Below are 25,269 nucleotides of genomic sequence, written 5' to 3'. Positions count from 1 at the left end.
CTTTTTGTATTCTGCGAAAAAGTTACTTCGCTTTACCCTGGTTGGCAACGGCTGCGGCTTTTGCCGCGATCTCGTCAGCGTTACCCAGATAGTAGTGTTTGATCGGCTTAAAGTTTTCGTCGAACTCATACACCAGCGGTACACCGGTCGGGATGTTCAGTTCGAGGATTTCATCTTCGCCCATGTTATCCAGGTATTTCACCAGCGCACGCAGGGAGTTGCCGTGAGCGGCGATAATCACGCGCTCACCGCTTTTCATACGTGGCAGAATGGTTTCATTCCAGTAAGGAATCACACGATCGATGGTCAGCGCCAGGCTTTCGGTGACCGGCAGTTCTTTGTCAGTCAGTTTGGCATAACGCGGATCGTGACCCGGATAACGCTCGTCATCTTTGGTCAGTTCCGGTGGGGTAACCGCAAAGCCGCGACGCCATTGCTTAACCTGCTCATCACCGTATTTTTCAGCGGTTTCTGCTTTGTTCAGACCCTGTAGTGCGCCGTAATGACGCTCGTTCAGTTTCCAGGATTTCTCAACCGGCAGCCAGGCCTGATCCAGTTCATCCAGGACATTCCATAGGGTATGGATGGCACGTTTCAGCACAGAAGTATAGGCAAAATCGAAGCTATAGCCTTCCTCTTTCAGCAGTTTGCCTGCCGCTTTTGCTTCGCCTACGCCTTTCTCGGACAGATCAACGTCATACCAACCGGTAAAACGGTTTTCCTTGTTCCACTGACTTTCACCGTGACGTACCAGTACCAGCTTAGTTACAGCCATACACTCACTCCTATCAATCATATTTAATGATAATAATTCTCATTATATTGCCGTAATGAGTCAGCGGCAATGCTTACGCATAACCATAGCGAAAATAGCGCCATAGTGTAAGGTTCTTGTGAACTCAAGGTTGCGATTTTGTCTTTGGATGGTGGGCTTTTGAGCGGATTTGCTGTGGGAAACAAACAACAGGCCTGATAGATTTACGCTATCGGGCCTGTCAGGATGAACTGTCAGGCAGGAATAAACTGATATTCTGTCACGCTGGCATACTCTTCACCCGGGCGCAGGAAACAGTCCGGCTGTGGCCATTCCGGATGGTTCGGGCTGTCCGGCAGAAACTCACTTTCCAGCGCCAGACCTTGCCAGTCTTCGTAGGCCTCCGGCCCACGTGAAGGCGTACCGCCAAGGAAGTTCCCGGAGTAAAACTGCAATGCCGGAGCGGAGGTGTAAACCACCATCTGCAGTTTTTCATCCTGAGACCAAACATGAGCCGCCGGAGTCCGCGCATTGCCTTGTGCCTGGAGCAGGAAGGCGTGATCGTAACCTTTTACTTTGCGCTGATCGTCATCGGCCAGAAATTCGCTGGCGATGATTTTCGGGGAACGGAAATCAAAAGTGCTTCCGGCGACGGATTTCAGCCCGTCATGCGGGATACCCATTTCGTCTACGGGTAAATACTCGTCCGCCAGAATTTGCAGCTTGTGCTGGCGCACATCCGTTTTGTCACCATCGAGATTAAAATAGACATGATTCGTCAAATTTACCGGGCAGGGCTTATCAACCGTGGCACGGTAGGTTATCGAAATCCGATTATCGTCAGTCAGGCGATACTGCGCGGTGGCGCAAAGATTACCAGGGAAACCCTGGTCGCCATCGTCAGACGTTAAGGCAAACAGCACCTGACGGTCATTCTGATTCACTATCTGCCAGCGACGTTTGTCGAAACCGTTCGGTCCGCCGTGCAGTTGGTTATCACCCTGGCTTGGCAACAATTCAATGGTTGCGCCGTCAAAGGTATAGCGGCTGTTGGCGATACGGTTAGCGTAGCGGCCAATGGATGCCCCCAGAAACGCAGCCTGTTCCGGGTATTGCTCCGGACTGGCGCAACCGAGCAGGGCTTCGCGCACGCTACCATCGCTAAGTGGAATACGCGCAGAGAGCAGCGTTGCGCCCCAGTCCATGAGCGTGACCACCATCCCTGCGTCGTTACGCAGGGTAAGCAGGCGGAACGGCTGACCGTCGGGCGCCATTACGGGAATTTCGTTTAACATTGTCCGGCTCCTTGTGAAGGTTTGCAGACGTAAAATGTTTCTTTAATACCGGTTTTGGCTTCGTATTGTTCGGCGACAGCCTGCTGCGCGGCAGACACCAGATCTTGCGGGATCAGCGCCACAATACAGCCCCCGAAGCCGCCGCCAGTCATGCGCACACCACCTTTATCGCCGATGGTTGCTTTGACAATCTCAACCAGCGTATCAATTTGCGGCACGGTAATTTCAAAGTCATCGCGCATTGAAGCGTGAGATTCTGCCATCAGTTGACCCATGCGTAGCAGGTCGCCTTTTTCCAGCGCATTCGCAGCTTCAACGGTACGCGCATTTTCCGTGATCACGTGACGAACGCGTTTGGCGACAATCGGATCCAGTTCGTGAGCAACTGCGCTAAAGGTTTCAAAGCTGACATCACGCAAGGCAGGTTGCTGGAAGAAACGCGCCCCGGTTTCACACTGTTCGCGACGGGTGTTGTACTCGCTACCCACCAACGTACGTTTAAAATTGCTGTTGATGATTACCACCGCCACGCCTTCAGGCATGGAAACGGCTTTGGTGCCCAGCGTACGGCAGTCGATCAGTAGCGCATGATCTTTCTTGCCAAGCGCAGAGATCAACTGATCCATAATGCCGCAGTTACAGCCGACAAACTGGTTTTCAGCTTCCTGGCCGTTCAGAGCAATCTGCGCCCCGTCGAGCGGCAGATGATAAAGCTGCTGGAACACGGTGCCTACCGCCACTTCCAGCGAAGCCGAAGAGCTTAAGCCTGCACCCTGAGGCACATTACCGCTGATCACCAGATCCGCGCCGCCAAAGGCGTTATTACGCTTTTGCAGATGCTTCACCACGCCACGCACGTAGTTTGACCACTGCTGGCTGTCATGAGCGATTATTGGCGCGTCCAGAGAGAACTCGTCCATTTGATTATCGTAGTCAGCCGCGATAACGCGAACTTTTCTGTCATCGCGTGTCGCACAGCTAATCACGGTTTGATAGTCGATAGCGCAGGGCAGAACGAATCCGTCGTTATAATCGGTATGTTCGCCAATCAGGTTTACACGGCCCGGCGCCTGAATAGTATGAGTGGCAGGGTAGCCAAATGTTTCAGCAAACAGAGATTGTGTTTTTTCTTTCAGACTCATTATTTAAACTCCGGATTCGCGAAAATGGATGTCGCTGACCGCACGCAGTCGTTCAGCCGCTTGTTCTGCCGTCAGGTCGCGCTGGGTTTCCGCCAGCATTTCGTAACCGACCATAAATTTGCGCACGGTTGCCGAACGCAGCAGCGGCGGATAAAAGTGTGCGTGTAACTGCCAGTGTTGGTTTTCTTCACCGTTAAACGGCGCGCCGTGCCAGCCCATGGAGTAGGGGAATGAGCACTGGAACAGATTGTCGTAACGACTGGTCAGTTTTTTCAACGCCAGCGCCAGATCAGCGCGCTGTTCGTCGGTCAAATCGGTGATACGCAGAACATGCGCTTTCGGCAGCAGCAGCGTTTCGAACGGCCATGCCGCCCAGTAGGGCACGACTGCCAGCCAATGCTCAGTTTCAACGACCGTCCGACTACCGTCCGCCAGTTCACGCTGGACGTAATCAAGGAGCATCGGCGCGCCCTGTTCGGCGAAGTACGCTTTTTGCAGGCGATCTTCACGTTCGGCTTCGTTGGGCAGAAAGCTATTGGCCCAAATCTGTCCGTGAGGATGGGGGTTCGAACACCCCATTGCCGCGCCTTTATTCTCAAAGACCTGCACCCAGGGATAGGTTTTGCCTAAATCTGCCGTCTGTTCCTGCCACGTTTTCACGATTTCTGTTAGCGCAGGCACGCTGAGTTCCGGCAGCGTTTTGCTGTGATCGGGCGAAAAGCAAATCACGCGGCTGGTACCGCGCGCGCTTTGACAGCGCATTAACGGATCGTGGCTGTCCGGCGCGTCCGGGGTATCGGACATCAGCGCGGCAAAGTCGTTGGTAAAAACATAGGTCCCGGTGTAATCCGGGTTTTTATCGCCGGTAACGCGTGTATTGCCTGCACACAGGAAGCAGTCCGGGTCATGTGCGGGTAGAACCTGCTTAGATGGTGTTTCCTGCGCCCCTTGCCAGGGGCGTTTTGCACGATGCGGTGAGACGAGGATCCACTGCCCGGTGAGCGGGTTAAAACGGCGGTGTGGATGATCGACAGGATTGAATTGCGTCATGATTGATCCTTAATCCGTATATCCCTGCGGATGGCGTGACTGCCAGTGCCAGGTGTCTTGTGCCATTTCATCTAGGGTGCGAGTTACGCGCCAGTTGAGTTCGCGATCGGCTTTGCTGGCATCTGCCCAGTAGGCCGGAAGATCGCCATCACGACGCGGGGCAAAATGGTAATTCACCGGTTTACCGCAGGCTTTACTGAAGGCGTTGACCACATCCAGCACGCTGCTGCCGATGCCCGCCCCGAGGTTGTAAATATGCACGCCCTGTTTGCCCGCCAGTTTTTCCATCGCGGCGACGTGGCCATCTGCGAGATCCATGACGTGGATATAGTCGCGAACGCCGGTGCCATCTTCGGTAGGGTAGTCGTTGCCAAATATGGCAAGGGACTCGCGGCGGCCAACGGCAACCTGTGCGATGTAAGGCATCAGGTTGTTAGGAATACCTTGCGGGTCTTCACCCATATCACCTGACGGATGCGCGCCAACCGGGTTGAAGTAGCGCAGTAAGGCGATACTCCAGTCGGGCTGTGCTTTTTGCAGATCGGTCAGGATCTGTTCAACCATCAGCTTACTTTTGCCATACGGGCTTTGTGGTGTGCCGGTGGGGAAGCTTTCAACGTAAGGAATTTGCGGCTGATCGCCATAGACGGTCGCGGAGGAGCTGAAAATGAAGTTTTTCACGTTAGCGGCGCGCATGGCATTTACCAGACGCAGCGTCCCGTTGACGTTGTTGTCATAGTATTCCAGCGGCTTGGCAACGGACTCGCCAACGGCTTTTAACCCGGCAAAATGGATGACGGTGTCAATGGCATGATCGTGCAGAATTTCGGTTATCAGCGCTTCGTTACGGATGTCTCCTTCCACAAAGGTCGGATGCTTGCCGCCTAAACGTTCAATGACGGGCAGAACGCTGCGCTTGCTGTTGCAGAGGTTATCCAGGATCACTACCTCGTGACCGTTTTTCAGCAACTGCACGCAAGTGTGGCTTCCTATGTAACCGCTACCACCTGTAACCAATACTCTCATAATTCGCTCCGTTAAGCCTATGGTATGCAATAAACATAGCATAACAAAGATGCGAAAAGTGTGACATGGAATAAATTAGTGGAATCGTTTACACAGAGGCATTTTCACTCGTTTGCGTGAGTTGTTTTATTTTAAATCATTAGGTTAAGTTGTTATCTCGGAGTTTATCTGAAAAAAATGCAGAAAAAAGGGCGTGTTAAGCGCCCTCAAATGAAAATTAACGCAGAGAGGTTTGTCGATAGGCGTAGATTTCGCCCTCGGGCACAAACTCCAGTCGATGGGTAATGCAGGCTGGGGCGTCTTCAGCGTGGTGGGAGACAAACAGCAGCTGGGTTTCGCCTTCACCGATCAGCACATCCACAAACCGACGAATCAGTTGGCGATTGAGCGGGTCCAGGCCTTGCAAAGGCTCGTCGAGGATCAACAAAGTCGGGTGTTTAACCAGCGCACGCACAATCAACGCCAGACGTTGCTGCCCCCAGGAAAGACTGTGGAACGGTGCATCCGCGGTACGTTTATCCAAGCCCAGAATATCCAACCACTGTTGGACCAGTTTATGCTGTCTGTCAGAGACGGCCTGATAGATGCCGATTGAGTCAAAGTAGCCGGAGAGAATAACGTTGCGTACCGTCGTACTGACCCGGTAATCCAGATGCAGACTACTGCTGACGTAGCCAATATGTTTTTTAATATCCCAGATAGTTTCACCGCTACCCCGGCGGCGGCCAAACAGCGTTAAATCGTTGCTGTAGCCCTGGGGGTGATCGCCGGTGATTAAACTCAGTAGGGTTGATTTTCCCGCCCCGTTGGGGCCGACGATTTGCCAGTGTTCTCCTGGATTTACCTGCCAGCTCAGATGATGCAGGATAGGGCGATCGTTATACGAGACGGTGCCATCGTTGAGCACAATCCGCGGCGCGTTATCGGACAGCGTGCGACGGACCGAAGGCTCATCCGGCTCGGGTAATTGGATCCCTTCCAGGCGTTCACTATGGGCGAGTTGGGCAATTAATGCCTGTTGCAGAAGGTCTGCTTTTGCACCGGTTGCAGTCAACGTGCAATCGGCAAGTACGCCGGCAAATTGCACGAACTCGGGGATCTCATCAAAGCGGTTAAGCACCAGTACCAGCGTAAAACCTGCCTGGTGCAGCTCAGCGAGCAGTTCTGCTAACTGGCGACGGGACGCCACGTCCAGCCCGTCAAAAGGCTCATCAAGGATCAGTAAATCCGGGGCAGACATTAACGCCTGACAAAGCAGGGTCTTGCGTGTTTCACCGGTGGAAAGGTATTTAAATCGCCTGTTGAGCAGGGCGGAAATGCCAAACTGCTGCGCCAGCGCAGCGCAACGCATGGGATCGTTGACCTCATCCTGAATGATTTCTGCGGTGGTGCGCCCGGTGTCATCTTCACCGGGACTGAGAAGATCGGTATTGTTTCGCTGCCACTCGTCGCTGACCAGCTTTTGTAGCTGCTCGAAGGAGAGCCGGGTAATACGCGTGAACTGACAGTGCCGCTCGCCTTTCAGTAGCGGTAATTCTCCTGCCAGCGCGCGGGCCAGGGCGGATTTCCCACTACCGTTAGAGCCAACAAATGCCCAGCTATCACCCGCGTTTAACGTCAACGCATCTAACTGGAGCGTTTTTGTGTCGCTAAGACGAAACGTGCCTTGCGAAATTTGCAACGATGACATTTTGTATCCCATTATTTGCAGCGATAATAACAGGGATACGTGTTCTTCAGGCTGATGTCAACCAACTCAGCACAGCGTCGCAATAATCACTTTGTCAGCATTAAAATATGCTGTGGCGTTAGCACCTTCAGCTAAAGCATGAGTCTGCCCCACTGGCAACGTCGCACACAGCGTCTGGCCGTCTGGCAACGTCATTAACACCTCACACTGTTCTGCGCCGCGTTCGATATGACTAATCGTGCCATGCAACTGATTATCGGCGGCCTGAGCAATAGCATCGTCCTGGGTGATACCCACCCACGGTGCTTTCAACAGAATTAATACTTCTTTGCCTTCCTCAAGACCCAAACGCTCACCGCTTTGCGCAGTAATCGCCACCTTCAGGCGCGTTTCGCCATCGGCCAACAGGACGTCGACATGCTGCTGAACCTGATCGTGGTCGCGGGCGGTTATTGTGCCAAACCATTGGTTACGGGCGCTGGTTTGCAGTGAAAAGCGGGAAATGGCTGCCAGCAGGCTATTGAGCGGCAGCGCATCGTCATCGCTCAACACATCAAACGCTTTTTGTTGAATTTGCGCGAGCAAATCATACAGTTGGATCAGACGCTGGCCGTAACGCGTCAACACCGCGCCGCCGCCGCCTTTACCGCCGGTGGCGCGCTCAACCAGCGTCTGCTCACTGAGCTGGTTCATTTCGTTAATCGCATCCCAGGCGCTTTTATAACTGATACCCGCATCCTTCGCGCCCTGACTGATGGAGCCGGAAAGCGCAATGTGCTTAAGCAGAGAAATGCGACGGGGATCGGCAAACAGTTTTTGCTGAAGTTTCAGCGTAAGAAGGATTTCGGCCTGCATCACAAGCTCCTGGCAAAAAAGGGTATTGTGACGGAAAACCGCGTGCGCGCAAAGCCGACCGCACAAAAGGGGAGTGCTTTTCTGCGTTATGCGGTTAGAATACGTCTAAGGACTATATCTGGAGTTGACCATGTTAGAGTTATTGAAAAGTCTGGTATTCGCCGTAATCATGGTACCTGTGGTGATGGCCATCATTCTGGGTCTGATTTACGGATTGGGTGAAGTGTTCAACATTTTTTCCGGTATCGGTCAGAAAGACCAGTCCAGACAGAATCATTGATTCCCCAAACGCCCGCTCAGTCGGGCGTTTATATTTTTGCCTATCAGCTCGTTTTCTCTGACAACAGTTTCTCAAGATCCTGCTTCTCCTGCCGATATTTTCATGGTGTAACCTCTAATTGGTATTAATAACCGCTGGGAAAATCCTGACTTAACCGTTATATTTGCGCGTACATAACGAAACTCAAAGGAGCTACAGATGGCACGCACATGGTTACGCTTGTTTGCAGGGGCGACGCTTTCTCTTTCTGTCGCAGGACAAGCATTGGCGGATGAAGGGAAAATCACGGTATTCGCAGCGGCTTCGCTCACCAACGCGATGCAGGATATTGCTACGCAATACAAAAAAGAGAAGAACGTTGACGTCGTCTCCTCTTTTGCCTCTTCTTCTACGCTGGCGCGTCAGATTGAAGCAGGCGCGCCTGCTGACCTGTTTATTTCTGCCGATCAGAAATGGATGGATTATGCGGTAGACAAAAAATCGATTGATACCGCCACGCGAGCAACGCTGTTAGGCAACAGTCTGGTGGTGGTAGCGCCGAAAGCCAGCGCTCAGAAAGACTTTACTATCGACAGTAAAACCAACTGGACCCGTTTGCTGAATGGTGGACGCCTGGCTGTCGGCGATCCGGAACATGTTCCGGCGGGCATTTATGCCAAGGAAGCACTGCAAAAATTGGGCGCATGGGATACTCTGGCGCCGAAACTGGCACCTGCGGAAGACGTTCGCGGTGCGCTGGCGCTGGTAGAACGTAACGAAGCGCCGCTGGGGATCGTCTATGGTTCCGATGCTGTCGCCAGCAAAGGCGTCAAGGTTGTCGCGACCTTCCCGGAAGATTCACACAAAAAAGTGGAATACCCTATCGCGATTGTTGATGGGCACAAAAACGCAACGGTCAGCGCGTTCTATGATTACCTGAAAGGACCGCAGGCTGCTGAAATCTTTAAACGTTATGGATTTACGACCAAGTAATGATACTGACCGATCCTGAATGGCAGGCCGTCATACTGAGCCTGAAAGTTTCTTCCCTGGCCGTGCTGTTTAGTTTGCCGTTTGGGATCTTCTTTGCCTGGCTGCTTGTGCGATGCAAGTTCCCGGGCAAAGCGCTGCTCGACAGCGTTTTGCATTTGCCGTTGGTGCTGCCGCCGGTTGTGGTGGGGTATCTGCTGTTGATCGCCATGGGGCGGCGCGGATTTATCGGCGAGCGGCTGTATGACTGGTTTGGCATCACCTTTGCCTTTAGCTGGCGCGGTGCGGTGCTGGCTGCGGCGGTGATGTCTTTCCCTCTTATGGTACGGGCAATTCGTCTGGCGCTGGAAGGCGTCGACGTCAAGTTGGAGCAGGCCGCCCGAACGCTGGGAGCCGGGCGCTGGCGCGTATTCATGACGATTACCTTACCGCTGATGCTGCCTGGCATTATTGTCGGGACGGTGCTGGCGTTCGCGCGTTCCCTCGGGGAATTCGGCGCAACGATTACCTTTGTCTCCAATATTCCTGGCGAAACCCGCACCATCCCCTCGGCGATGTATACCCTGATCCAAACGCCTGGCGGTGAAAGCGCAGCGGCAAGGTTATGTATCATTTCTATTGTGTTGGCGCTGATTTCACTGCTGATTTCTGAATGGCTGGCGCGTATTAGCCGTGAGCGGACGGGGCGATAATTATGCTGGAGCTTAACTTCTCCCAGACGCTGGGAACCCATTGTCTGACGCTCAACGAAACGCTGCCTGCCAGTGGGATTACCGCTATTTTTGGTGTTTCCGGCGCAGGGAAAACGTCGCTGATAAACGCTATCAGCGGCCTGACGCAGCCGCAGTCCGGACGTATTGTGCTTAACGGTCGGGTGTTAAACGATGTCGAAAACGGTATCTGCTTAACGCCTGAAAAACGTCGGGTGGGCTATGTATTCCAGGATGCGCGTCTGTTTCCTCATTATAAGGTGCGCGGTAACCTGCGTTACGGTATGGCGAAAAACATGGCCGGGCAGTTTGACAAGCTGGTGGCGCTGCTGGGCATTGAACCGCTGCTCGAGCGCCTACCAGGAAGTCTTTCCGGCGGTGAAAAACAGCGCGTGGCCATTGGTCGGGCGCTGCTTACCGCGCCAGAGTTATTGCTGCTTGATGAACCGTTAGCCTCACTGGATATTCCGCGCAAACGCGAACTGCTGCCTTATCTGCAACGTCTGGCGCGTGAAATTAATATTCCGATGCTGTATGTCAGCCACTCGCTTGATGAGATTTTGCACTTGGCAGACAAAGTGATGGTGCTGGAAAATGGGCAGGTCAAAGCATTTGGTTCGCTGGAGGATGTCTGGGGGAGTAGCGTAATGCACCCCTGGCTGCCGAAAGAACAGCAGAGCAGCATTCTGAAAGTCAGCGTGCTGGAGCATCATCCTCACTACGCGATGACCGCGCTGGCGCTGGGCGATCAGCATCTGTGGGTCAACAAGCTTGAGCAACCGCTGCAATCCGTGCTGCGCATTCGCATTCAGGCGTCTGATGTTTCGCTGGTACTCCAACCGCCGCAGCAGACCAGTATTCGTAACATACTGCGTGCGAAGGTCGCCCAGTGCTATGACGATAACGGCCAGGTGGAAGTGCAGCTTGAGGTAGGCGGGAAAACGCTGTGGGCGAGGATCAGCCCGTGGGCCAGGGATGAGCTTGGCATCAAACCTGGCCTGTGGCTGTACGCGCAAATTAAGAGCGTGTCGATCACCGCCTGATTACAGCAGGTGGGTGTAGATAAACTTCGCGATGCTGTCGGTGGTATTGTCACCAATCACGATGTTGGCGCGGGCTTTGACCGCGTCATCAGCGTTACCCATCGCCACGCCGGTGCCTGCGGCTTCCAGCATGCTGATATCGTTAAAGTTGTCGCCAAAGGCGATCACATTTTCCATTGACCCACCCTGCGCTTCGATCCACTGAGTAAGACGTCGCCCTTTGCTGTTACCTTTACGGGCAATATCGACCTGATCGTGCCAGGACCATTCACACTCCAGCCCCAACTGTTGTTCAACGTCTTTACCAAACTGCTGCAGTTTTGGAATATCTTCGTCGGTCAGGGCAAATTTCCACACAGCGTTGACATCATGCGCGGCCTGCGCCAGCGAAGGAACCTGGGTGAAGGTTGGGCGCTGTTCCGGCGGCAGCGTTTGCGCCCAGTTAGCGGTACGCACCACATGCCCGGTCGGACGCTCATACAGCATGGCCTCGTCAACATACATCAGTCCATGAATTTGATGTTCATCCAGCATTTCGATCAGCTGCAATGCCTGGTCAACCGGAAGAGGATCGGATTCCAGTACCTTTTTTGCATGATAATCATACAAGTAAGTGCCGTTGCAGCAAATTGCAGGTGTATCCAGCGCCAGCGCCTGATAAAAAGGATGAATAGCAACGTGATGGCGACCTGTGACAATGATAAGTTGGTAGCCTGCTTCTCTGGCGCGTGAGAGCGCTTCAAGAGAGGATGGCAACAAGGTTTTTTTCGGGGTCAGCAAGGTACCGTCTAAATCCAGGGCAATCACGCGTGCGGTCATAGGTTTTTCCAGATTAAGGTTGAGAATTGTGTCTGCTGGAATGGTACACCGAGACGGGAGCCGGACAAAATTCTGAGTCTTAATTAAGCATTCACCGTTAAAAGCGTCTACCTTAGGCGTGTGTCAGGCAATTGCAGCCACCTGCCAACAAGCAAAGGAGTATTCATGAAACAAACCGTTTATACCGCCAGTCCTGAGAGTCAGCAAATTCATGTCTGGAGCCTGAATCACGACGGTTCTTTGACGCTGACCCAGGTGGTTGATGTGCCGGGTCAGGTACAGCCGATGGTCGTCAGCCCGGATAAGCGCTATCTCTATGTCGGTGTGCGCCCGGAGTTTCGTGTTCTGGCATATCGTATTGCGCCTGATGACGGTGCGCTGACCTTCGTTGCGGAGTCTGCACTGCCGGGTAGCCCGACGCATATTTCTACCGATCATCAGGGGCGTTTTGTGTTTGTCGGCTCCTATAATGCGGGCAGCGTGAGCGTCACGCGTCTGGAAGATGGTCTACCGGTGGGGCTGGTGGATGTGATTGAAGGTCTTGACGGCTGCCACTCGGCCAACATCTCTCCGGATAACCGTACTCTGTGGGTTCCGGCATTGAAACAGGATCGTATCTGTCTGTTTGACGTCAGCGATGATGGCCATCTGGTCGCGCAGGAGCCAGCAGAAGTGACCACCGTGGAAGGTGCGGGTCCGCGTCATATGGTGTTCCATCCGAATAAGCAATACGCCTATTGCGTGAATGAGCTGAACAGCTCTGTTGACGTCTGGGAGCTGAAAGATCCGCACGGCAAAATTGAGTGTGTGCAGACGCTGGATATGATGCCAACTGATTTCTCCGATACCCGATGGGCGGCAGATATTCATATTACGCCGGATGGTCGTCATCTGTATGCCTGCGATCGTACCGCCAGCCTGATTACGGTGTTTAGCGTCTCAGAAGACGGAAGTGTGCTGACGAAAGAAGGCTTCCAGCCGACCGAAACGCAACCGCGCGGTTTTAATATCGACCACAGCGGTAAATACCTGATCGCCGCCGGGCAAAAATCTCATCACATCGCGGTGTACGAGATCGCAGGTGCCCAAGGACTGCTGACTGAAAAAGGCCGCTATGCGGTAGGCCAGGGCCCGATGTGGGTGGTGGTTAACGCGTACTAAAAACGCGCGGGATGATAAGCGATCCGCAATCCTTTACAGGTTGCGGATTTTTTTATGCTTATTTAAGCCGCGGTACACTTTCCTGGAGTTCGGCAACAGATTTCCAAAGGCTATCTTTGTGGTCAGCCCATAAATTAAGCAGCAGGGAGAAAAAGCGTTCAGCGGGCGGTGAGAGAACCGCATCTTTTCGGCGGATAACTCCCATAGTGCGTCTGATGACTGGTTCAATCAGCGGGATCCCTATCAGCGTGGGATGCGGCGTCTGTGGCATTGCAAGTCCCGGTAACGCGGAAACGCCAAGCCCGGCCTCAACCAGCCCCAGTGACGTCGACAAATGGCGAACCTCATAGAACCAATCCAATTTCCATGGCTTATCGGCCAAATGTTGTTCAATCAGCAATCGGTTACCGCTTGAGGATCGAACGCCTATCAATTTGTAATTCAGCAACTCTTCCCACTCAACCAATTGCTTACTCGCGAGCGGATGATCGCGCCGACAGGCCAGAACAAACGGTTCGTTAACCAGAGGTGTGAACTCGATAGAGGAATTTGTGATGTTGTTCATGTTTATTCCAAAATCAGCCTCGTTACACAGTACGGATTCCATACAATTATTCGTACCTTGTTCAATAATTCGCACTTTGATGTTGGGATACCGTTCATTAAATTTCCCTATCGCCAACGGTAAAAAATAGAATACCGCGGTGGGAATACAAGATAATGTCACCATTCCGTGATGATGAGTATTTATTTCACTAATGTTAAATATAGTTTCATCTAGCGTTCTGATTAATTTTCTGGCTTCAGGTAATAACATTTCCCCCGCTTTTGTTAATGTTACTTTGCGAGTGGTTCTTTCAAAGAGCTGAGTATGTAAATACTCTTCCATTTTTTTAATTCTGCGCGTTAATGCAGGTTGCGTAATATTAAGTAAGTTTGCAGCCTTGTTAAACGAATCGGATTCTGCCAGCGTGACGAATGCCTTCATGCTCGATAGCTCGTGTTTCATTCTGACTCCGGACAATATCAGGGGGATCCCCTACCTTTGATGAATGTACCCAGTGTATCTGCATTTTCTAACTCTCATTAATAAAAATAAATCACTAATCATGCCAACAAAGTCATTAGCCACCCAATTCATGGCATGAAACCATGTACTGAGTGGAAATAACATTGAGAGCATTATTATGAAAAAAATACCTTGCGTTATGATGCGCGGAGGAACCTCCAGAGGCGCATTTTTATTAGCACAAGACCTGCCGCAAGAAGAAACGCTGCGTGATGAAGTATTGATTGGCATTATGGGTTCGGGCAATGCGCTGGAAATAGACGGTATTGGCGGTGGCAATCCGTTAACCAGTAAAGTGGCCATTGTCAGCCGTTCAAACGATCCTGGTGCTGATATCGATTATTTATTTGCGCAGGTACTGGTACATGAACAACGGGTCGATACCACGCCGAACTGTGGCAATATGCTTTCCGCCGTTGGCGCGTTTGCTATTGAAAAGGGGCTGATTACCGCTTCCGCGCCGACCACCCGCGTGCGTATTCGCAATGTGAACACCAACACCTTTATCGAAGCTGATATCCAGACACCGCACGGTGCTGTTGAGTATGAAGGAACCGCAAGAATTGATGGTGTACCGGGAACATCCGCCCCTATTGCGCTGACGTTTCTCAATGCCGCGGGCTCGAAAACTGGACATATTTTTCCGACGGGACAGCAGATCGATTATATCGACTCCGTTCCTGTTACCTGTATGGATATGGCGACGCCAGTGGTAATTATCCCTGCCGAATATCTGGGGAAAACCGGATATGAGTTACCGGAAAATTTGGATGCTGACAGCGAATTATTATCGCGTATTGAGTCTATTCGTTTACAGGCTGGTAAGGCGATGGGGCTGGGTGATGTCAGTAATAAGGTGATCCCAAAACCCATTCTCATTTCTACGGCGCAAAATGGCGGCGCAATTAATGTTCGTTATTTTATGCCGCACTCATGCCATAAAGCACTGGCGATTACCGGGGCGATAGCTATCGCCAGCAGTTGTGCCATTAACGGTACTGTCACGCGTCAGGTAACGGCAGGTGCACAGTATGGAAATATCACTATCGAACATCCTGGCGGCGTTCTTGATATTTATTTAACTAATGAGGGAGACGAACCTTCTACCATCCGGGCTTCGGTTATTCGTACCGCCAGAAAAATTTTCGCTGGTGACGTTTATCTTCCCTGACAGCATTGACCTCATTTTGCTGTGATTACGGAAAATCGAGAAACATTCTGTATGACCTGTACAGATTATCCAGGATTCAAAAATGAACGTTAAGTCATTATGGAAGCTAATATTAATATTAGTCATCCCCTGTATTATAGGATTTATTCCTGCGCCAGCGGGATTAAGTGAACTGGCATGGGTGCTGTTTGGTATTTATCTTGCCGCCATTGTCGGACTGGTGATCAAGCCTTTTCCTGAACCCGTCGTGTTATTAATTGCCGTTGCCGCTTCAATGGTGGTTGTCGGCAATTTAGGCCACGGGGTACTGAAAACCAGCAGTGTGTTGAGCGGCTATGCTTCCGGCACCACGTGGTTGGTTTTCTCGGCATTTACCTTAAGCGCCGCCTTTGTGACTACGGGGTTGGGCAAGCGCATTGCTTATATCCTGATCGGTAAAATAGGCAATACCACGCTTGGTCTTGGCTATGTGACCGTGTTTCTTGACCTGGTATTGGCCCCGGCCACACCGTCAAATACCGCGCGAGCAGGAGGAATCGTATTACCCATCATCAATAGCGTGGCGGTAGCGTTGGGTTCTGAACCAGACAAAAGCCCACGACGTGTAGGCCACTATCTGATGATGACGGTCTATATGGTGACCAAAACAACCAGCTATATGTTTTTTACCGCGATGGCAGGCAATATTCTGGCATTGAAGATGATCAATGATATCTGCCACTTGCAACTGAGTTGGGGTGGGTGGGCGCTTGCTGCGAGTTTGCCAGGCCTGGTTATGTTGCTGGCGACGCCGTTAGTCATCTATTTTATGTATCCACCTGAAATCAAAAAGGTTGATAACAAAACTATCGCCAAGGCCGGGCTTGAGGATTTGGGGCCCATGAAGGTGCGAGAAAAAATGCTGCTGGGCATTTTTGTCCTCGCGCTATTGGGATGGATCTTCAGTAAAACGCTCGGCGTTGATGAATCAACGGTGGCTATTGTCGTAATGGGTATGATGCTCTTGTTAGGTGTCGTAACCTGGGATGATGTCGTTAAAAATAAGGGTGGCTGGAATACCTTAATCTGGTACGGCGGTATTATCGGCTTAAGTTCATTATTATCAAAAGTGAAGTTTTTTGACTGGTTAGCTGAACTCTTCAAAAATAACCTCGACTTTGGCAATCATGGCAACGTTGCGTTCTTTGTTATTCTCTTTTTGAGTATTATCGTTCGTTATTTCTTTGCCTCAGGCAGCGCCTATATTGTGGCGATGATGCCGGTGTTTGCCATGCTGGCGAATGTCTCCGGCGCACCGTTGATGTTAACCGCGCTGGCATTACTCTTCTCTAACTCGTATGGCGGAATGGTCACCCATTATGGTGGCGCTGCTGGACCGGTCATTTTTGGTGTCGGATATAACGATATCAAATCGTGGTGGCTGGTTGGTGCAATGCTGACGTTCTTAACGTTCCTGGTCCATATTACGCTGGGGATCTGGTGGTGGAATATGTTGATTGGCTGGAACCTGGTCTAATTAAATTACATCTTTCATTGGTTGTCTGTGCTCTGTTCAGAGCACAGCAATGTGGAGTATCTAATGATTAAACTTTATGAGAAAGGAATTTACCTCTCCGGTAATAATGAAATTATCGCTGAGGAAAATTTGCCTGAATATATTTGTAAAGAAGAGGCGAAAAAAGGAACTATCGCGTGGTCGATTCTTTCTGCGCATAATACTTCCGCAGACATGAACAAACTTAAAATCAAGTTTGATTCATTAACCTCACACGATATTACTTTTGTCGGTATTATTCAGACGGCAAAAGCCTCGGGTATGGAGCGGTTTCCGCTGCCGTATGTACTGACTAACTGCCATAACTCATTATGTGCGGTAGGCGGAACCATCAACGGCGACGATCACATGTTTGGTCTGTCAGCGGCGCAGCGTTATGGCGGTATCTTTGTACCGCCACATATTGCCGTCATCCATCAATATATGCGTGAAATGATGGCAGGTGGCGGAAAAATGATCCTCGGCTCAGACAGCCATACGCGTTACGGCGCATTAGGCACAATGGCTGTGGGAGAAGGGGGCGGGGAGCTGGTCAAACAGCTGTTAAACGATACCTGGGATATTGATTATCCCGGCGTTGTGGCCGTGTATCTGACCGGTAAACCCGCTGCGGGCGTAGGCCCACAGGATGTCGCATTAGCGATTATCGGCGCAGTGTTTAAAAATGGCTACGTCAAAAATAAAGTCATGGAGTTTGTTGGCCCTGGCATCAGTCATCTCTCAACGGATTTCCGTAACAGTGTGGATGTGATGACCACCGAAACCACCTGCCTGAGCTCCGTCTGGCAGACGGATGACGAGACTCGCAGTTGGCTGGCATTACATGGCCGTGAACAAGATTATCGTCAGCTCACCCCGCAGCCAATGGCCTGGTACGATGGTTGTATTTATGTTGACCTGAGTGCGATTAAACCGATGATCGCGCTGCCCTTCCATCCAAGTAATGTCTACGAGATTGCTACGCTCAATGAAAATCTGACGGATATTCTGCGCGAGATCGAAATTGAATCTGCGCGTATTGCACAGGGTAAAGCCAGCCTGTCGCTGTTGGATAAAGTGGAAAATGGTCGATTAAAAGTACAGCAGGGGATCATTGCCGGATGCTCGGGAGGCAACTATGAAAACGTCATTGCTGCGGCGCAGGCATTACGCGGTCAATCCTGCGGCAGCGATGCTTTCTCGCTGGCCGTTTATCCCTCGTCACAGCCGGTGTTTATGGATTTAGCGCAGAAAGGGGTCGTTGCGGATCTGCTCGGCGCAGGTGCGATCATCAGAACCGCTTTCTGCGGTCCTTGCTTCGGCGCGGGTGATACGCCAATCAACAACGGGCTTAGCATCCGCCATACCACGCGTAACTTCCCTAACCGTGAAGGTTCGAAACCGGGCAATGGGCAAATGTCCGCTGTTGCGCTGATGGATGCGCGTTCGATAGCGGCGACGGCGGCCCGTGGAGGATACCTCACCGCCGCGACCGAACTGGACTGCTGGGATAAGGTGCCGGACTATGCGTTTAACCCTGCGCCTTATAAAAGCCGCGTTTATCAGGGGTATGTCAAAGGGGCCACGCAGCAGCCGTTAATTTATGGCCCCAATATCAAAGACTGGCCGGAAATGGGGGCGCTTACGCAAAATATTCTGCTGAAAGTGGCCTCAAAGATCCTTGATGACGTGACGACGACGGATGAGCTGATACCGTCCGGAGAAACCTCTTCATATCGCTCTAATCCTTTGGGATTGGCGGAATTTACGCTTTCCCGACGCGATCCCGGGTATGTGGCGAGAAGTAAAGCCACTGCTGAGCTGGAAAAAAGGCGCCTCTCAGGTGATATCAGTGAACTGGTGCCAGTCTTCGAACGCATCCGACAGATAGCTGGTCACGAAAATGTGCAACCGCTGGACACTGAGATTGGCAGCATGGTGTACGCCGTGAAGCCTGGGGATGGTTCCGCACGCGAGCAGGCGGCAAGCTGTCAGCGAGTGATTGGCGGATTGGCGAACATCGCCCAGGAATATGCCACTAAGCGTTACCGCTCTAATGTGATCAACTGGGGTATGTTGCCGCTACAAATGACCGAGAAACCAACTTTTGAGGTCGGGGACTACATCTACATTCCCGGAATCCGACACGCGTTGGATCAATGCAGTAACACGATCAAAGCGTACGTCCTTCATGATGATGGTGCGGTGAGTGAAATCAGTTTGTATATGGAAAGTCTGACCGTAGAAGAGCGTGAAATTATTAAGGCAGGGAGTTTGATTAACTTTAACAAAGCGCGTTTGGCGTAAAGCGACCTGTAGGCCGGATGGCGGTTTTCTCCGCCCTCCGGCACATTGCCCGGTAGCGCAAATCTGCATACCGGGCCTACAGAAGGGGATGACGTTTACTGCTTAGGTTCTGCAACCACTTTGCTACCAATACCGCGGTTGTTGTATTCCCACATGCGGTTGAAGTTGGTGTCGTTCAGGTTGCGCTGGATTTCGCCTTTATCATCTTCCGCCCCGGTATTACCGGTAAATGGATGTTTTGAGATAACGCTGTCAGCCCACGGCTTCGCCATGTTAAAGCCTTCGTTAATCACGCTGTCGCGAATAACCACCTGTCCATTGGTGTTAGAATCAACATCCAGCGAGCGGCCCAGCTGCGCCACGCCATCACCACTTGCCGTGAAGCGGCTATTGATAGCCAGGAAACCGTAGTAGATGTTTGACAGGGTAGCCGGTGCAAACACGTAAGCTTCCTGCTGGGTACGGGAGTTCACAACGCGGAAATCGGTGTTATCGAATACCACCGCGCCACGACCAGACACGATATCCACATCGCCTTCAATGTAGCTGTTCGTCACCAGCGTACGCGGCTGGCGATCGTTTTCCAGACGGTTTTGTACGCCGCTGTTGGTCACGAAGAAGGTATTCTGACGGCCCAGGATGTTGACCTTGTTGATCTGCACTTTATCGCCATCGGTACGCAGGGCGACGGCCGGATGGTTTCCTGCATCAACGCTATCACCGAGGTTGTTTTCGATGGTCAGGTTCTGCAATTGCAGACCGTTATTTTGCGACCAAACGACCGCCGAACACATCACGCCAATATTCGTGCCGCGCTTGTTCTGGCAATTATCAAACATATACCACGCAGGTTTGCCCGGCATATATTTACCGCCTGGGTTCACCGTACGACGCCAGTCAGCGGTGCTCATATCACCGTCAATGGCCTGGCCAATTTTCACATCCAGCGGTTTTTCACCAGTACCATAAAGCGTCAGGCTACCCGTCGCTGCCGGAATATAGACCGTGCCCTGATACTCACCCGGCATGATCGCGATGTACTGACGTTTGTTGGTACGTTTGATGATTGCCGCATCAACCGCAGCCTGAATGCTGGTATGCGTCACGCCCTGGGTGCCTGCCGGGCCAACGACAAAGTCAGGCTGCGCGGGTAAAGTAATAGCAGAGGGGCTCCATGGCGCGGTATTTGGCGTCAGCGCGGAAAAATAGTGCGCGGCGACGAAGTTTTTTGCTTCATTGGCCGACAGAATCGGGCGCGAAGCGGTACCTGGCGCGGTCTGATCGGAAGGAATTTGATCGGGCGGTGTAGAGCTACAGGCGGTCAGCGTCACGCCAAAAGCCATTGCCAGCGCCAGACGGGAAACTGATGATATGTTCACAGGTTGCTCCGGGCTTTGAAAGTTATCCATTGAAGCCTGCTTTTTTATACTAAGTTGAGCGAAACGGGAAGGTTAAAAGGTAAAAAGTTCTTTTTTATCGCCGTAATGCCCGGCGCGGAGAGACCTTATATCACAAATAGATAACAATTATGGTCCTTCAGGTTGACAACATCCGCAGAATCAAAAATAAATGTCTATACAACCTATGACAAGTGGTGAGTCAAATGCAGCAATTCTTCCCTGATGATGTTATCTGGCGCAATGTTCGCCTGGCGACCATGGATCCTGAACGTGATAACCCGTATGGGCTGGTGGATGGATATGCGTTGATCGTCCGCCAGGGTAAGATTCGCGCTATTGTGCCGGAGTCTTCGTTATACCTCACACATGACAATACCTTTGATATGCAGGGCCGGCTGGTTACCCCTGGCCTGATCGACTGCCATACGCACCTGATCTTTGGCGGGAATCGCGCAGGTGAATGGGAGCAGCGGCTTAACGGTGTTTCCTACCAGCAGATAAGCGCCCAGGGGGGCGGTATTAATGCCACCGTGTCGGCGACCCGCAGCGCCACTGATGAACAACTTCTTCATATAGCGCATCAGAGAATGGAGAGGTTAATCAAAGAAGGCGTTACGCTACTGGAAATAAAGTCTGGATATGGTCTGGATTTGCAGACAGAAGAGAAAATATTACGGGTCGTGGCAGCGCTGGCGGCGGAAAACACCGTCGAAATAAGCCCCACGCTGTTGGCCGCGCATGCTACCCCGGCGGAATACCAGGGCGATCCTGACGGCTATATTACGCTGGTATGCGAGACTATTTTGCCGCGGTTGTGGGAACAAGGGCTGTTCGAGACCGTCGATCTGTTCTGTGAAAGCGTCGGTTTTACGCTGGCGCAGAGTGAGCGGGTGTTTCAGGCCGCACAGGCGCTGGGCATCCCGGTCAAAGCGCATGTTGAACAACTGTCATTGCTCGGTGGCGCCCAACTGGTGAGCCGCTACCACGGTTTATCAGCCGACCATATTGAATATCTTGATGAAGCGGGCGTGGCGGCGATGAGCCAAAGCGGTACGGTTGGGGTGTTGTTGCCCGGCGCTTTCTATTTCCTCAAAGAGCAACAGCGTCCGCCGGTAGAGCTGTTACGGCAATATCAGGTGCCGATGGCGGTGGCGACCGACTTCAACCCTGGCACCAGTCCGTTTATCAGTCTGCACTGGGCGATGAACATGGCTTGCGTCCAGTTTGGCTTAACGCCGGAAGAAGCGTGGGCTGGCGTCACCCGTCATGCGGCCCGGGCGCTGGGCCGTCATGCCACTCACGGTCAATTGAAGGCCGGGTTTGTGGCCGATTTTGTGGTGTGGGATGCCGAACTCCCGGTCGAGATCCTCTATGAGCCTGGGCGTAACCCGCTCTACCAACGTGTATTCAAAGGACAACCTGCATGACTAACTGGCAACCTGCTTCTCCTGCGCTCTGGCAGGGGCGAGATGACCGCGCCGAGTCACCGACTGCGCTGCGCCTGTTTCAGACCATTACGCTGAGTCCGGCGTTCTCCCCGGAAATGTACTCTGAGCAGATAGCACTGCTTGGTTTTGCCTGTGATGAAGGCGTTAAACATAATCAGGGGCGCACGGGAGCCGCCGGAGCGCCAGACGCGCTACGTAAAGCGCTGGCGAATTTAGCCAGTCACGACGGGCATCAGCGGCTGGTGGATCTGGGTAATATTGTGGCGCAGGCCCCCGACCTTGAGGGTGCGCAGCAGGCGCTACGCAAGGCGGTACAGCGCTGTCAGCAGGAGAATATGCGTACCCTGGTACTGGGGGGAGGGCACGAAACCGCGTTTGCGCATGGCGCTGGCGTGCTGGATGCGTTCCCGCAGGCAAAAGTGGGCATCATCAATTTCGACGCGCATCTCGATTTGCGTCATGCCGAACAGGCCACATCCGGTACGCCGTTTCGTCAGTTAGCGCACCTTTGCGATGAACAGCAGCGCGGATTTCACTATGCCTGTATCGGCGTCAGTCGGGCGGCAAATACCCAGGCGCTGTGGGATGAAGCGCAGCGGCTCGGTGTCACCGTGGTGGAAGATTTGCACTGTGAGTCGGCACAAGCCCAGCTGGCGCAGTTTGCCTCTGGCGTGGATGTCATCTATCTGACTATCGACCTTGACGTGCTGCCGGTTTGGGAAATGCCCGCGGTGTCAGCGCCCGCTGCGCTGGGCGTACCGTTGGCGACGCTGTTGGGGCTGATTGAACCCCTTTGTCGTAGCGGTAAACTGCAGGCGGTGGATATGGTTGAATTTAATCCACGCTTTGACGATGATGGCAGAGCGGCACGCGTTGCGGCGCGATTAGGCTGGCAAATTGCGCACTGGTGGCACTGACATGCCTGAGGGCGTTACGCTTATCAGGTTCGGGTAATGTCTGTAAACTATACCCATTCACATTTCAGCTTAAGGAAGGCACACGCATGCTCCCATCCCGTTCTGCTCCGGCCCCTTTTTACGAAAAGGTAAAACAGGAGATCAGCGAAAAAATTGCCAGCGGCATCTGGCAAGCTCACGATCGTATCCCGTCTGAGGCAGAGCTGGTGGCACAGTATGGTTTTAGCCGAATGACCATCAATCGGGCACTGCGTGAGTTAACGGATGAGGGGTTGCTGGTACGTTTGCAGGGGGTGGGGACGTTTGTCGCCGAGCCAAAAGGTCAGTCTGCGCTGTTTGAAATTCGCAGCATTGCGGATGAAATCAACGCGCGTCAGCATCAGCACCGTTGTGAAGTTCTGACGCTGGAAAGAACCCAGGCCAACGCGCAGCAGGCTTTGGTGTTAAACGTTAAAGAAGGCACCCCCATTTTTCACTCCATCATGGTGCACTACGAGAACGATTTGCCGGTACAAATTGAAGATCGCTGTGTGAATGCGGAGATTGTGCCGGAGTATCTGGCGCAGGATTACAGCCAGACCACGCCGCACGCTTACCTGTCGCTGATCGCCCCTTTAACGGAAGGTGAGCACATTGTCGAAGCGGTACGCGCCACTGCTGAAGAGTGCACGTTGCTGAATATCAAAGAACACGATCCCTGCTTGCTGATCCGCCGCAAAACCTGGTCCGCGTCATCCATTGTCTCTCATGCCCGTTTGCTGTTTCCGGGTTCCCGCTATCGCCTGCAAGGACGGTTTATGTCCTGATGTCGGGATACCAAAACCGTGATTGCTGACGCAATATAATAAAAATGTATCTTAATTGTTAAAATCATCCTTGCGGCAGCTTGTATAGACAAGTATATGTTACTTATCTATCCGACGTTCGTGAGGAGTTTTCTGTCATGTCCCATAGCAAATATCGTCAGCAGGATATTCGTGCCCCGCGTGGCACCACCCTAACGGCCAAAAGCTGGCTGACCGAAGCCCCGCTGCGCATGTTAATGAACAACCTGGATCCCGACGTGGCGGAAAATCCGCATGAGCTGGTGGTATACGGCGGGATTGGCCGCGCCGCGCGTGACTGGGAATGTTACGACGCCATCGTTAATGCGCTGACGCAACTGGAGAGCGATGAGACCCTGCTGGTCCAGTCGGGTAAACCGGTCGGTGTGTTCAAAACCCATGACAACGCCCCGCGTGTACTGATTGCTAACTCTAACCTGGTTCCGCACTGGGCAACCTGGGAGCACTTCAACGAGCTGGATGCTAAAGGACTGGCGATGTACGGTCAGATGACCGCCGGGAGCTGGATCTACATTGGTAGCCAGGGCATCGTGCAGGGGACGTATGAAACCTTTGTTGAGGCCGGGCGTCAGCATTATCAGGGTAACCTGAGCGGACGCTGGGTGCTAACCGCCGGGCTGGGCGGGATGGGCGGGGCGCAGCCGTTAGCCGCGACGCTGGCGGGCGCATGCTCGCTGAACATTGAATGTCAGCAAAGCCGCATTGATTTTCGTCTGCGTACCCGATACGTGGACGAGCAGGCGACATCGCTGGACGATGCGCTGGCGCGTATCGATAAGTACACCCGTGAGGGTAAAGCGGTTTCCATTGCGCTGTGCGCGAACGCCGCCGACGTTGTGCCGGAGCTGGTGAAACGTGGTGTGCGCCCGGATATGGTGACCGACCAGACCAGCGCCCACGATCCGCTGCATGGTTATCTGCCGTCCGGCTGGAGCTGGGAAGAGTATCAGGCGAAAGCGGTGTCCGATCCGCAGGGTACAGTGCAGGCGGCGAAACGCTCAATGGCAACGCATGTTGAAGCGATGCTGGCATTTAGCAAAATGGGCGTACCGACGTTTGATTATGGCAATAACATTCGCCAGATGGCCAAAGAGATGGGCGTGGAAAATGCCTTTGATTTCCCCGGCTTTGTGCCAGCGTATATTCGACCGCTGTTCTGTCGTGGCATTGGCCCGTTCCGCTGGGTGGCGCTTTCTGGCGATCCGCAGGATATTTATAAAACCGATGCCAAAGTGAAAGAGATCGTGGCTGACGATAAACACCTGCATCACTGGCTGGATATGGCGCGTGAGCGGATTAACTTCCAGGGCTTACCGGCGCGTATCTGCTGGGTCGGCCTGGAATGGCGTCAGAAGCTGGGGCTGGCGTTTAATGAAATGGTGCGCAGCGGCGAAGTGTCCGCGCCAATTGTTATTGGCCGTGACCATCTGGACTCCGGCTCCGTTGCCAGTCCGAACCGCGAAACCGAAGCCATGCGCGACGGGTCTGACGCCGTATCCGACTGGCCGCTGCTGAATGCGCTGCTGAACACCGCCAGCGGCGCGACGTGGGTGTCATTGCACCACGGTGGCGGAGTGGGAATGGGGTTCTCCCAGCATGCCGGGATGGTCATTGTTTGTGATGGCACTGATGAAGCCGCTGCACGTATTGCCCGGGTATTGCATAACGATCCGGCCACCGGGGTGATGCGCCACGCTGACGCCGGGTATGATATTGCGGTGGAATGTGCTGTCGAAGAAGGATTGAATTTGCCGATGGTTGCTGCGACGCAGGGGAAACGCTGA

Annotated in this window: 22 protein-coding genes; 12 read left to right on the top strand and 10 right to left on the bottom strand. The window is 52.7% G+C overall.

The features are described from left to right. Nucleotides 1-22 precede the first annotated feature (22 nt). The 7 genes from gpmA to modE all read right to left on the bottom strand — a co-directional run bounded on the left by gpmA (nucleotide 23) and on the right by modE (nucleotide 7,812). The gene (gene gpmA / locus FDX04_RS12800) at nucleotides 23-775 is read right to left on the bottom strand and encodes a 2,3-diphosphoglycerate-dependent phosphoglycerate mutase (RefSeq protein ID WP_042309669.1); all 753 of its coding nucleotides are present in this window, start codon (nucleotides 773-775) and stop codon (nucleotides 23-25) included. Between the two features lie 233 nt (nucleotides 776-1,008). Beyond that, nucleotides 1,009-2,049, bottom strand: a complete 1,041-nt coding sequence (galM, locus tag FDX04_RS12795) for a galactose-1-epimerase (RefSeq protein WP_137371048.1) — start codon at nucleotides 2,047-2,049, stop codon at nucleotides 1,009-1,011. After that, a complete protein-coding gene (galK, locus tag FDX04_RS12790; protein WP_137371047.1) occupies nucleotides 2,043-3,191 on the bottom strand; it encodes a galactokinase in 1,149 nt (382 codons plus the stop codon). The genes galM and galK overlap by 7 nt, the downstream gene beginning before the upstream one ends. 3 nt (nucleotides 3,192-3,194) lie before the next feature. After that, on the bottom strand, nucleotides 3,195-4,241 hold the full coding sequence (galT, locus tag FDX04_RS12785) for a galactose-1-phosphate uridylyltransferase (RefSeq protein WP_038638980.1): 1,047 nt from the start codon (nucleotides 4,239-4,241) through the stop codon (nucleotides 3,195-3,197). A gap of 9 nt (nucleotides 4,242-4,250) precedes the next feature. Beyond that, nucleotides 4,251-5,267, bottom strand: coding sequence for a UDP-glucose 4-epimerase GalE (gene galE, locus FDX04_RS12780; protein ID WP_038638984.1), 1,017 nt, complete (start codon nucleotides 5,265-5,267; stop codon nucleotides 4,251-4,253). Between the two features lie 217 nt (nucleotides 5,268-5,484). Continuing rightward, entirely contained in the window at nucleotides 5,485-6,957 is a 1,473-nt protein-coding gene (gene modF, locus FDX04_RS12775) for a molybdate ABC transporter ATP-binding protein ModF (RefSeq protein WP_137360332.1), read from the bottom strand. Nucleotides 6,958-7,023: 66 nt separating this feature from the next. After that, nucleotides 7,024-7,812, bottom strand: coding sequence for a molybdenum-dependent transcriptional regulator (modE, locus tag FDX04_RS12770; protein WP_137360331.1), 789 nt, complete (start codon nucleotides 7,810-7,812; stop codon nucleotides 7,024-7,026). Nucleotides 7,813-7,942: 130 nt separating this feature from the next. On the opposite strand from modE, the gene FDX04_RS12765 reads away from it, so the two are divergent. From FDX04_RS12765 to modC, 4 genes are all read left to right on the top strand, one after another. Then, nucleotides 7,943-8,092: an AcrZ family multidrug efflux pump-associated protein gene (locus FDX04_RS12765; RefSeq protein ID WP_003023026.1), complete on the top strand. Its 150-nt coding sequence runs from the start codon at nucleotides 7,943-7,945 to the stop codon at nucleotides 8,090-8,092. A gap of 198 nt (nucleotides 8,093-8,290) precedes the next feature. Next, nucleotides 8,291-9,064: a molybdate ABC transporter substrate-binding protein gene (gene modA / locus FDX04_RS12760; RefSeq protein ID WP_042309657.1), complete on the top strand. Its 774-nt coding sequence runs from the start codon at nucleotides 8,291-8,293 to the stop codon at nucleotides 9,062-9,064. After that, a complete protein-coding gene (modB, locus tag FDX04_RS12755; protein WP_042309655.1) occupies nucleotides 9,064-9,753 on the top strand; it encodes a molybdate ABC transporter permease subunit in 690 nt (229 codons plus the stop codon). Before modA ends, modB begins: the two co-directional genes overlap by 1 nt. Before the next feature lie 2 nt (nucleotides 9,754-9,755). Beyond that, nucleotides 9,756-10,814, top strand: coding sequence for a molybdenum ABC transporter ATP-binding protein ModC (modC, locus tag FDX04_RS12750; RefSeq protein ID WP_137360330.1), 1,059 nt, complete (start codon nucleotides 9,756-9,758; stop codon nucleotides 10,812-10,814). On the opposite strand, the gene FDX04_RS12745 is transcribed toward modC, so the two are convergent. Further along, nucleotides 10,815-11,633 (bottom strand): pyridoxal phosphatase, encoded by an 819-nt coding sequence (locus tag FDX04_RS12745; RefSeq protein WP_042309653.1) that lies wholly within the window; start codon nucleotides 11,631-11,633, stop codon nucleotides 10,815-10,817. It lies immediately after the preceding gene. A 165-nt stretch (nucleotides 11,634-11,798) separates the two neighbouring features. Here FDX04_RS12745 and pgl point away from each other — a divergent pair, with 165 nt between their 5' ends. Beyond that, nucleotides 11,799-12,794, top strand: a complete 996-nt coding sequence (gene pgl / locus FDX04_RS12740) for a 6-phosphogluconolactonase (protein WP_137360329.1) — start codon at nucleotides 11,799-11,801, stop codon at nucleotides 12,792-12,794. 58 nt (nucleotides 12,795-12,852) lie between these two features. Here pgl and FDX04_RS12735 read toward each other — a convergent pair whose 3' ends face one another. Then, complete coding sequence (locus FDX04_RS12735) at nucleotides 12,853-13,803, bottom strand: LysR family transcriptional regulator (protein ID WP_137371046.1); 951 nt, start codon at nucleotides 13,801-13,803, stop codon at nucleotides 12,853-12,855. Between the two features lie 178 nt (nucleotides 13,804-13,981). On the opposite strand from FDX04_RS12735, the gene FDX04_RS12730 reads away from it, so the two are divergent. The 3 genes from FDX04_RS12730 to FDX04_RS12720 all read left to right on the top strand — a co-directional run bounded on the left by FDX04_RS12730 (nucleotide 13,982) and on the right by FDX04_RS12720 (nucleotide 18,875). Next, the gene (locus tag FDX04_RS12730) at nucleotides 13,982-15,034 is read left to right on the top strand and encodes a 4-oxalomesaconate tautomerase (protein WP_137371045.1); all 1,053 of its coding nucleotides are present in this window, start codon (nucleotides 13,982-13,984) and stop codon (nucleotides 15,032-15,034) included. An 82-nt stretch (nucleotides 15,035-15,116) separates the two neighbouring features. Continuing rightward, nucleotides 15,117-16,550: an anion permease gene (locus FDX04_RS12725; RefSeq protein WP_047025498.1), complete on the top strand. Its 1,434-nt coding sequence runs from the start codon at nucleotides 15,117-15,119 to the stop codon at nucleotides 16,548-16,550. 63 nt (nucleotides 16,551-16,613) lie between these two features. Further along, the gene (locus FDX04_RS12720; protein WP_137371044.1) at nucleotides 16,614-18,875 is read left to right on the top strand and encodes a hydratase; all 2,262 of its coding nucleotides are present in this window, start codon (nucleotides 16,614-16,616) and stop codon (nucleotides 18,873-18,875) included. 95 nt (nucleotides 18,876-18,970) lie between these two features. Here the strand turns inward: FDX04_RS12720 and FDX04_RS12715 are convergent, their stop codons facing one another. Continuing rightward, a complete protein-coding gene (locus FDX04_RS12715; RefSeq protein ID WP_047025540.1) occupies nucleotides 18,971-20,254 on the bottom strand; it encodes a putative acyl-CoA thioester hydrolase in 1,284 nt (427 codons plus the stop codon). Nucleotides 20,255-20,478: 224 nt separating this feature from the next. On the opposite strand from FDX04_RS12715, the gene hutI reads away from it, so the two are divergent. The 4 genes from hutI (at nucleotide 20,479) to hutU (ending at nucleotide 25,269) form a co-directional block, all read left to right on the top strand. Further along, entirely contained in the window at nucleotides 20,479-21,702 is a 1,224-nt protein-coding gene (gene hutI, locus FDX04_RS12710; protein WP_137371043.1) for an imidazolonepropionase, read from the top strand. Beyond that, a complete protein-coding gene (gene hutG, locus FDX04_RS12705; protein ID WP_137371042.1) occupies nucleotides 21,699-22,640 on the top strand; it encodes a formimidoylglutamase in 942 nt (313 codons plus the stop codon). The genes hutI and hutG overlap by 4 nt, the downstream gene beginning before the upstream one ends. A gap of 86 nt (nucleotides 22,641-22,726) precedes the next feature. Continuing rightward, entirely contained in the window at nucleotides 22,727-23,446 is a 720-nt protein-coding gene (locus FDX04_RS12700; protein WP_137371041.1) for a histidine utilization repressor, read from the top strand. Between the two features lie 137 nt (nucleotides 23,447-23,583). Next, nucleotides 23,584-25,269: a urocanate hydratase gene (hutU, locus tag FDX04_RS12695; protein WP_137361556.1), complete on the top strand. Its 1,686-nt coding sequence runs from the start codon at nucleotides 23,584-23,586 to the stop codon at nucleotides 25,267-25,269.

Origin of the sequence: Citrobacter sp. wls615 (assembly GCF_005281355.1) — a bacterium.
In the GTDB taxonomy this organism is placed as follows: Bacteria; Pseudomonadota; Gammaproteobacteria; order Enterobacterales; family Enterobacteriaceae; genus Citrobacter; species Citrobacter werkmanii.
Note: the sequence above shows the minus strand (reverse complement) of the source record. Positions and strands in the feature narration are given on the sequence as shown.

Bases quoted from the DNA above. Each gene is read 5' to 3' on its own strand.
- gpmA (WP_042309669.1), bottom strand. From the start codon at position 775: ATGGCTGTAACTAAGCTGGTACTGGTACGTCACGGTGAAAGTCAGTGG.
- galM (WP_137371048.1), bottom strand. From the start codon at position 2,049: ATGTTAAACGAAATTCCCGTAATGGCGCCCGACGGTCAGCCGTTCCGC.
- galK (WP_137371047.1), bottom strand. From the start codon at position 3,191: ATGAGTCTGAAAGAAAAAACACAATCTCTGTTTGCTGAAACATTTGGC.
- galT (WP_038638980.1), bottom strand. From the start codon at position 4,241: ATGACGCAATTCAATCCTGTCGATCATCCACACCGCCGTTTTAACCCG.
- galE (WP_038638984.1), bottom strand. From the start codon at position 5,267: ATGAGAGTATTGGTTACAGGTGGTAGCGGTTACATAGGAAGCCACACT.
- modF (WP_137360332.1), bottom strand. From the start codon at position 6,957: ATGTCATCGTTGCAAATTTCGCAAGGCACGTTTCGTCTTAGCGACACA.
- modE (WP_137360331.1), bottom strand. From the start codon at position 7,812: ATGCAGGCCGAAATCCTTCTTACGCTGAAACTTCAGCAAAAACTGTTT.
- FDX04_RS12765 (WP_003023026.1), top strand. From the start codon at position 7,943: ATGTTAGAGTTATTGAAAAGTCTGGTATTCGCCGTAATCATGGTACCT.
- modA (WP_042309657.1), top strand. From the start codon at position 8,291: ATGGCACGCACATGGTTACGCTTGTTTGCAGGGGCGACGCTTTCTCTT.
- modB (WP_042309655.1), top strand. From the start codon at position 9,064: ATGATACTGACCGATCCTGAATGGCAGGCCGTCATACTGAGCCTGAAA.
- modC (WP_137360330.1), top strand. From the start codon at position 9,756: ATGCTGGAGCTTAACTTCTCCCAGACGCTGGGAACCCATTGTCTGACG.
- FDX04_RS12745 (WP_042309653.1), bottom strand. From the start codon at position 11,633: ATGACCGCACGCGTGATTGCCCTGGATTTAGACGGTACCTTGCTGACC.
- pgl (WP_137360329.1), top strand. From the start codon at position 11,799: ATGAAACAAACCGTTTATACCGCCAGTCCTGAGAGTCAGCAAATTCAT.
- FDX04_RS12735 (WP_137371046.1), bottom strand. From the start codon at position 13,803: ATGAAACACGAGCTATCGAGCATGAAGGCATTCGTCACGCTGGCAGAA.
- FDX04_RS12730 (WP_137371045.1), top strand. From the start codon at position 13,982: ATGAAAAAAATACCTTGCGTTATGATGCGCGGAGGAACCTCCAGAGGC.
- FDX04_RS12725 (WP_047025498.1), top strand. From the start codon at position 15,117: ATGAACGTTAAGTCATTATGGAAGCTAATATTAATATTAGTCATCCCC.
- FDX04_RS12720 (WP_137371044.1), top strand. From the start codon at position 16,614: ATGATTAAACTTTATGAGAAAGGAATTTACCTCTCCGGTAATAATGAA.
- hutI (WP_137371043.1), top strand. From the start codon at position 20,479: ATGCAGCAATTCTTCCCTGATGATGTTATCTGGCGCAATGTTCGCCTG.
- hutG (WP_137371042.1), top strand. From the start codon at position 21,699: ATGACTAACTGGCAACCTGCTTCTCCTGCGCTCTGGCAGGGGCGAGAT.
- FDX04_RS12700 (WP_137371041.1), top strand. From the start codon at position 22,727: ATGCTCCCATCCCGTTCTGCTCCGGCCCCTTTTTACGAAAAGGTAAAA.
- hutU (WP_137361556.1), top strand. From the start codon at position 23,584: ATGTCCCATAGCAAATATCGTCAGCAGGATATTCGTGCCCCGCGTGGC.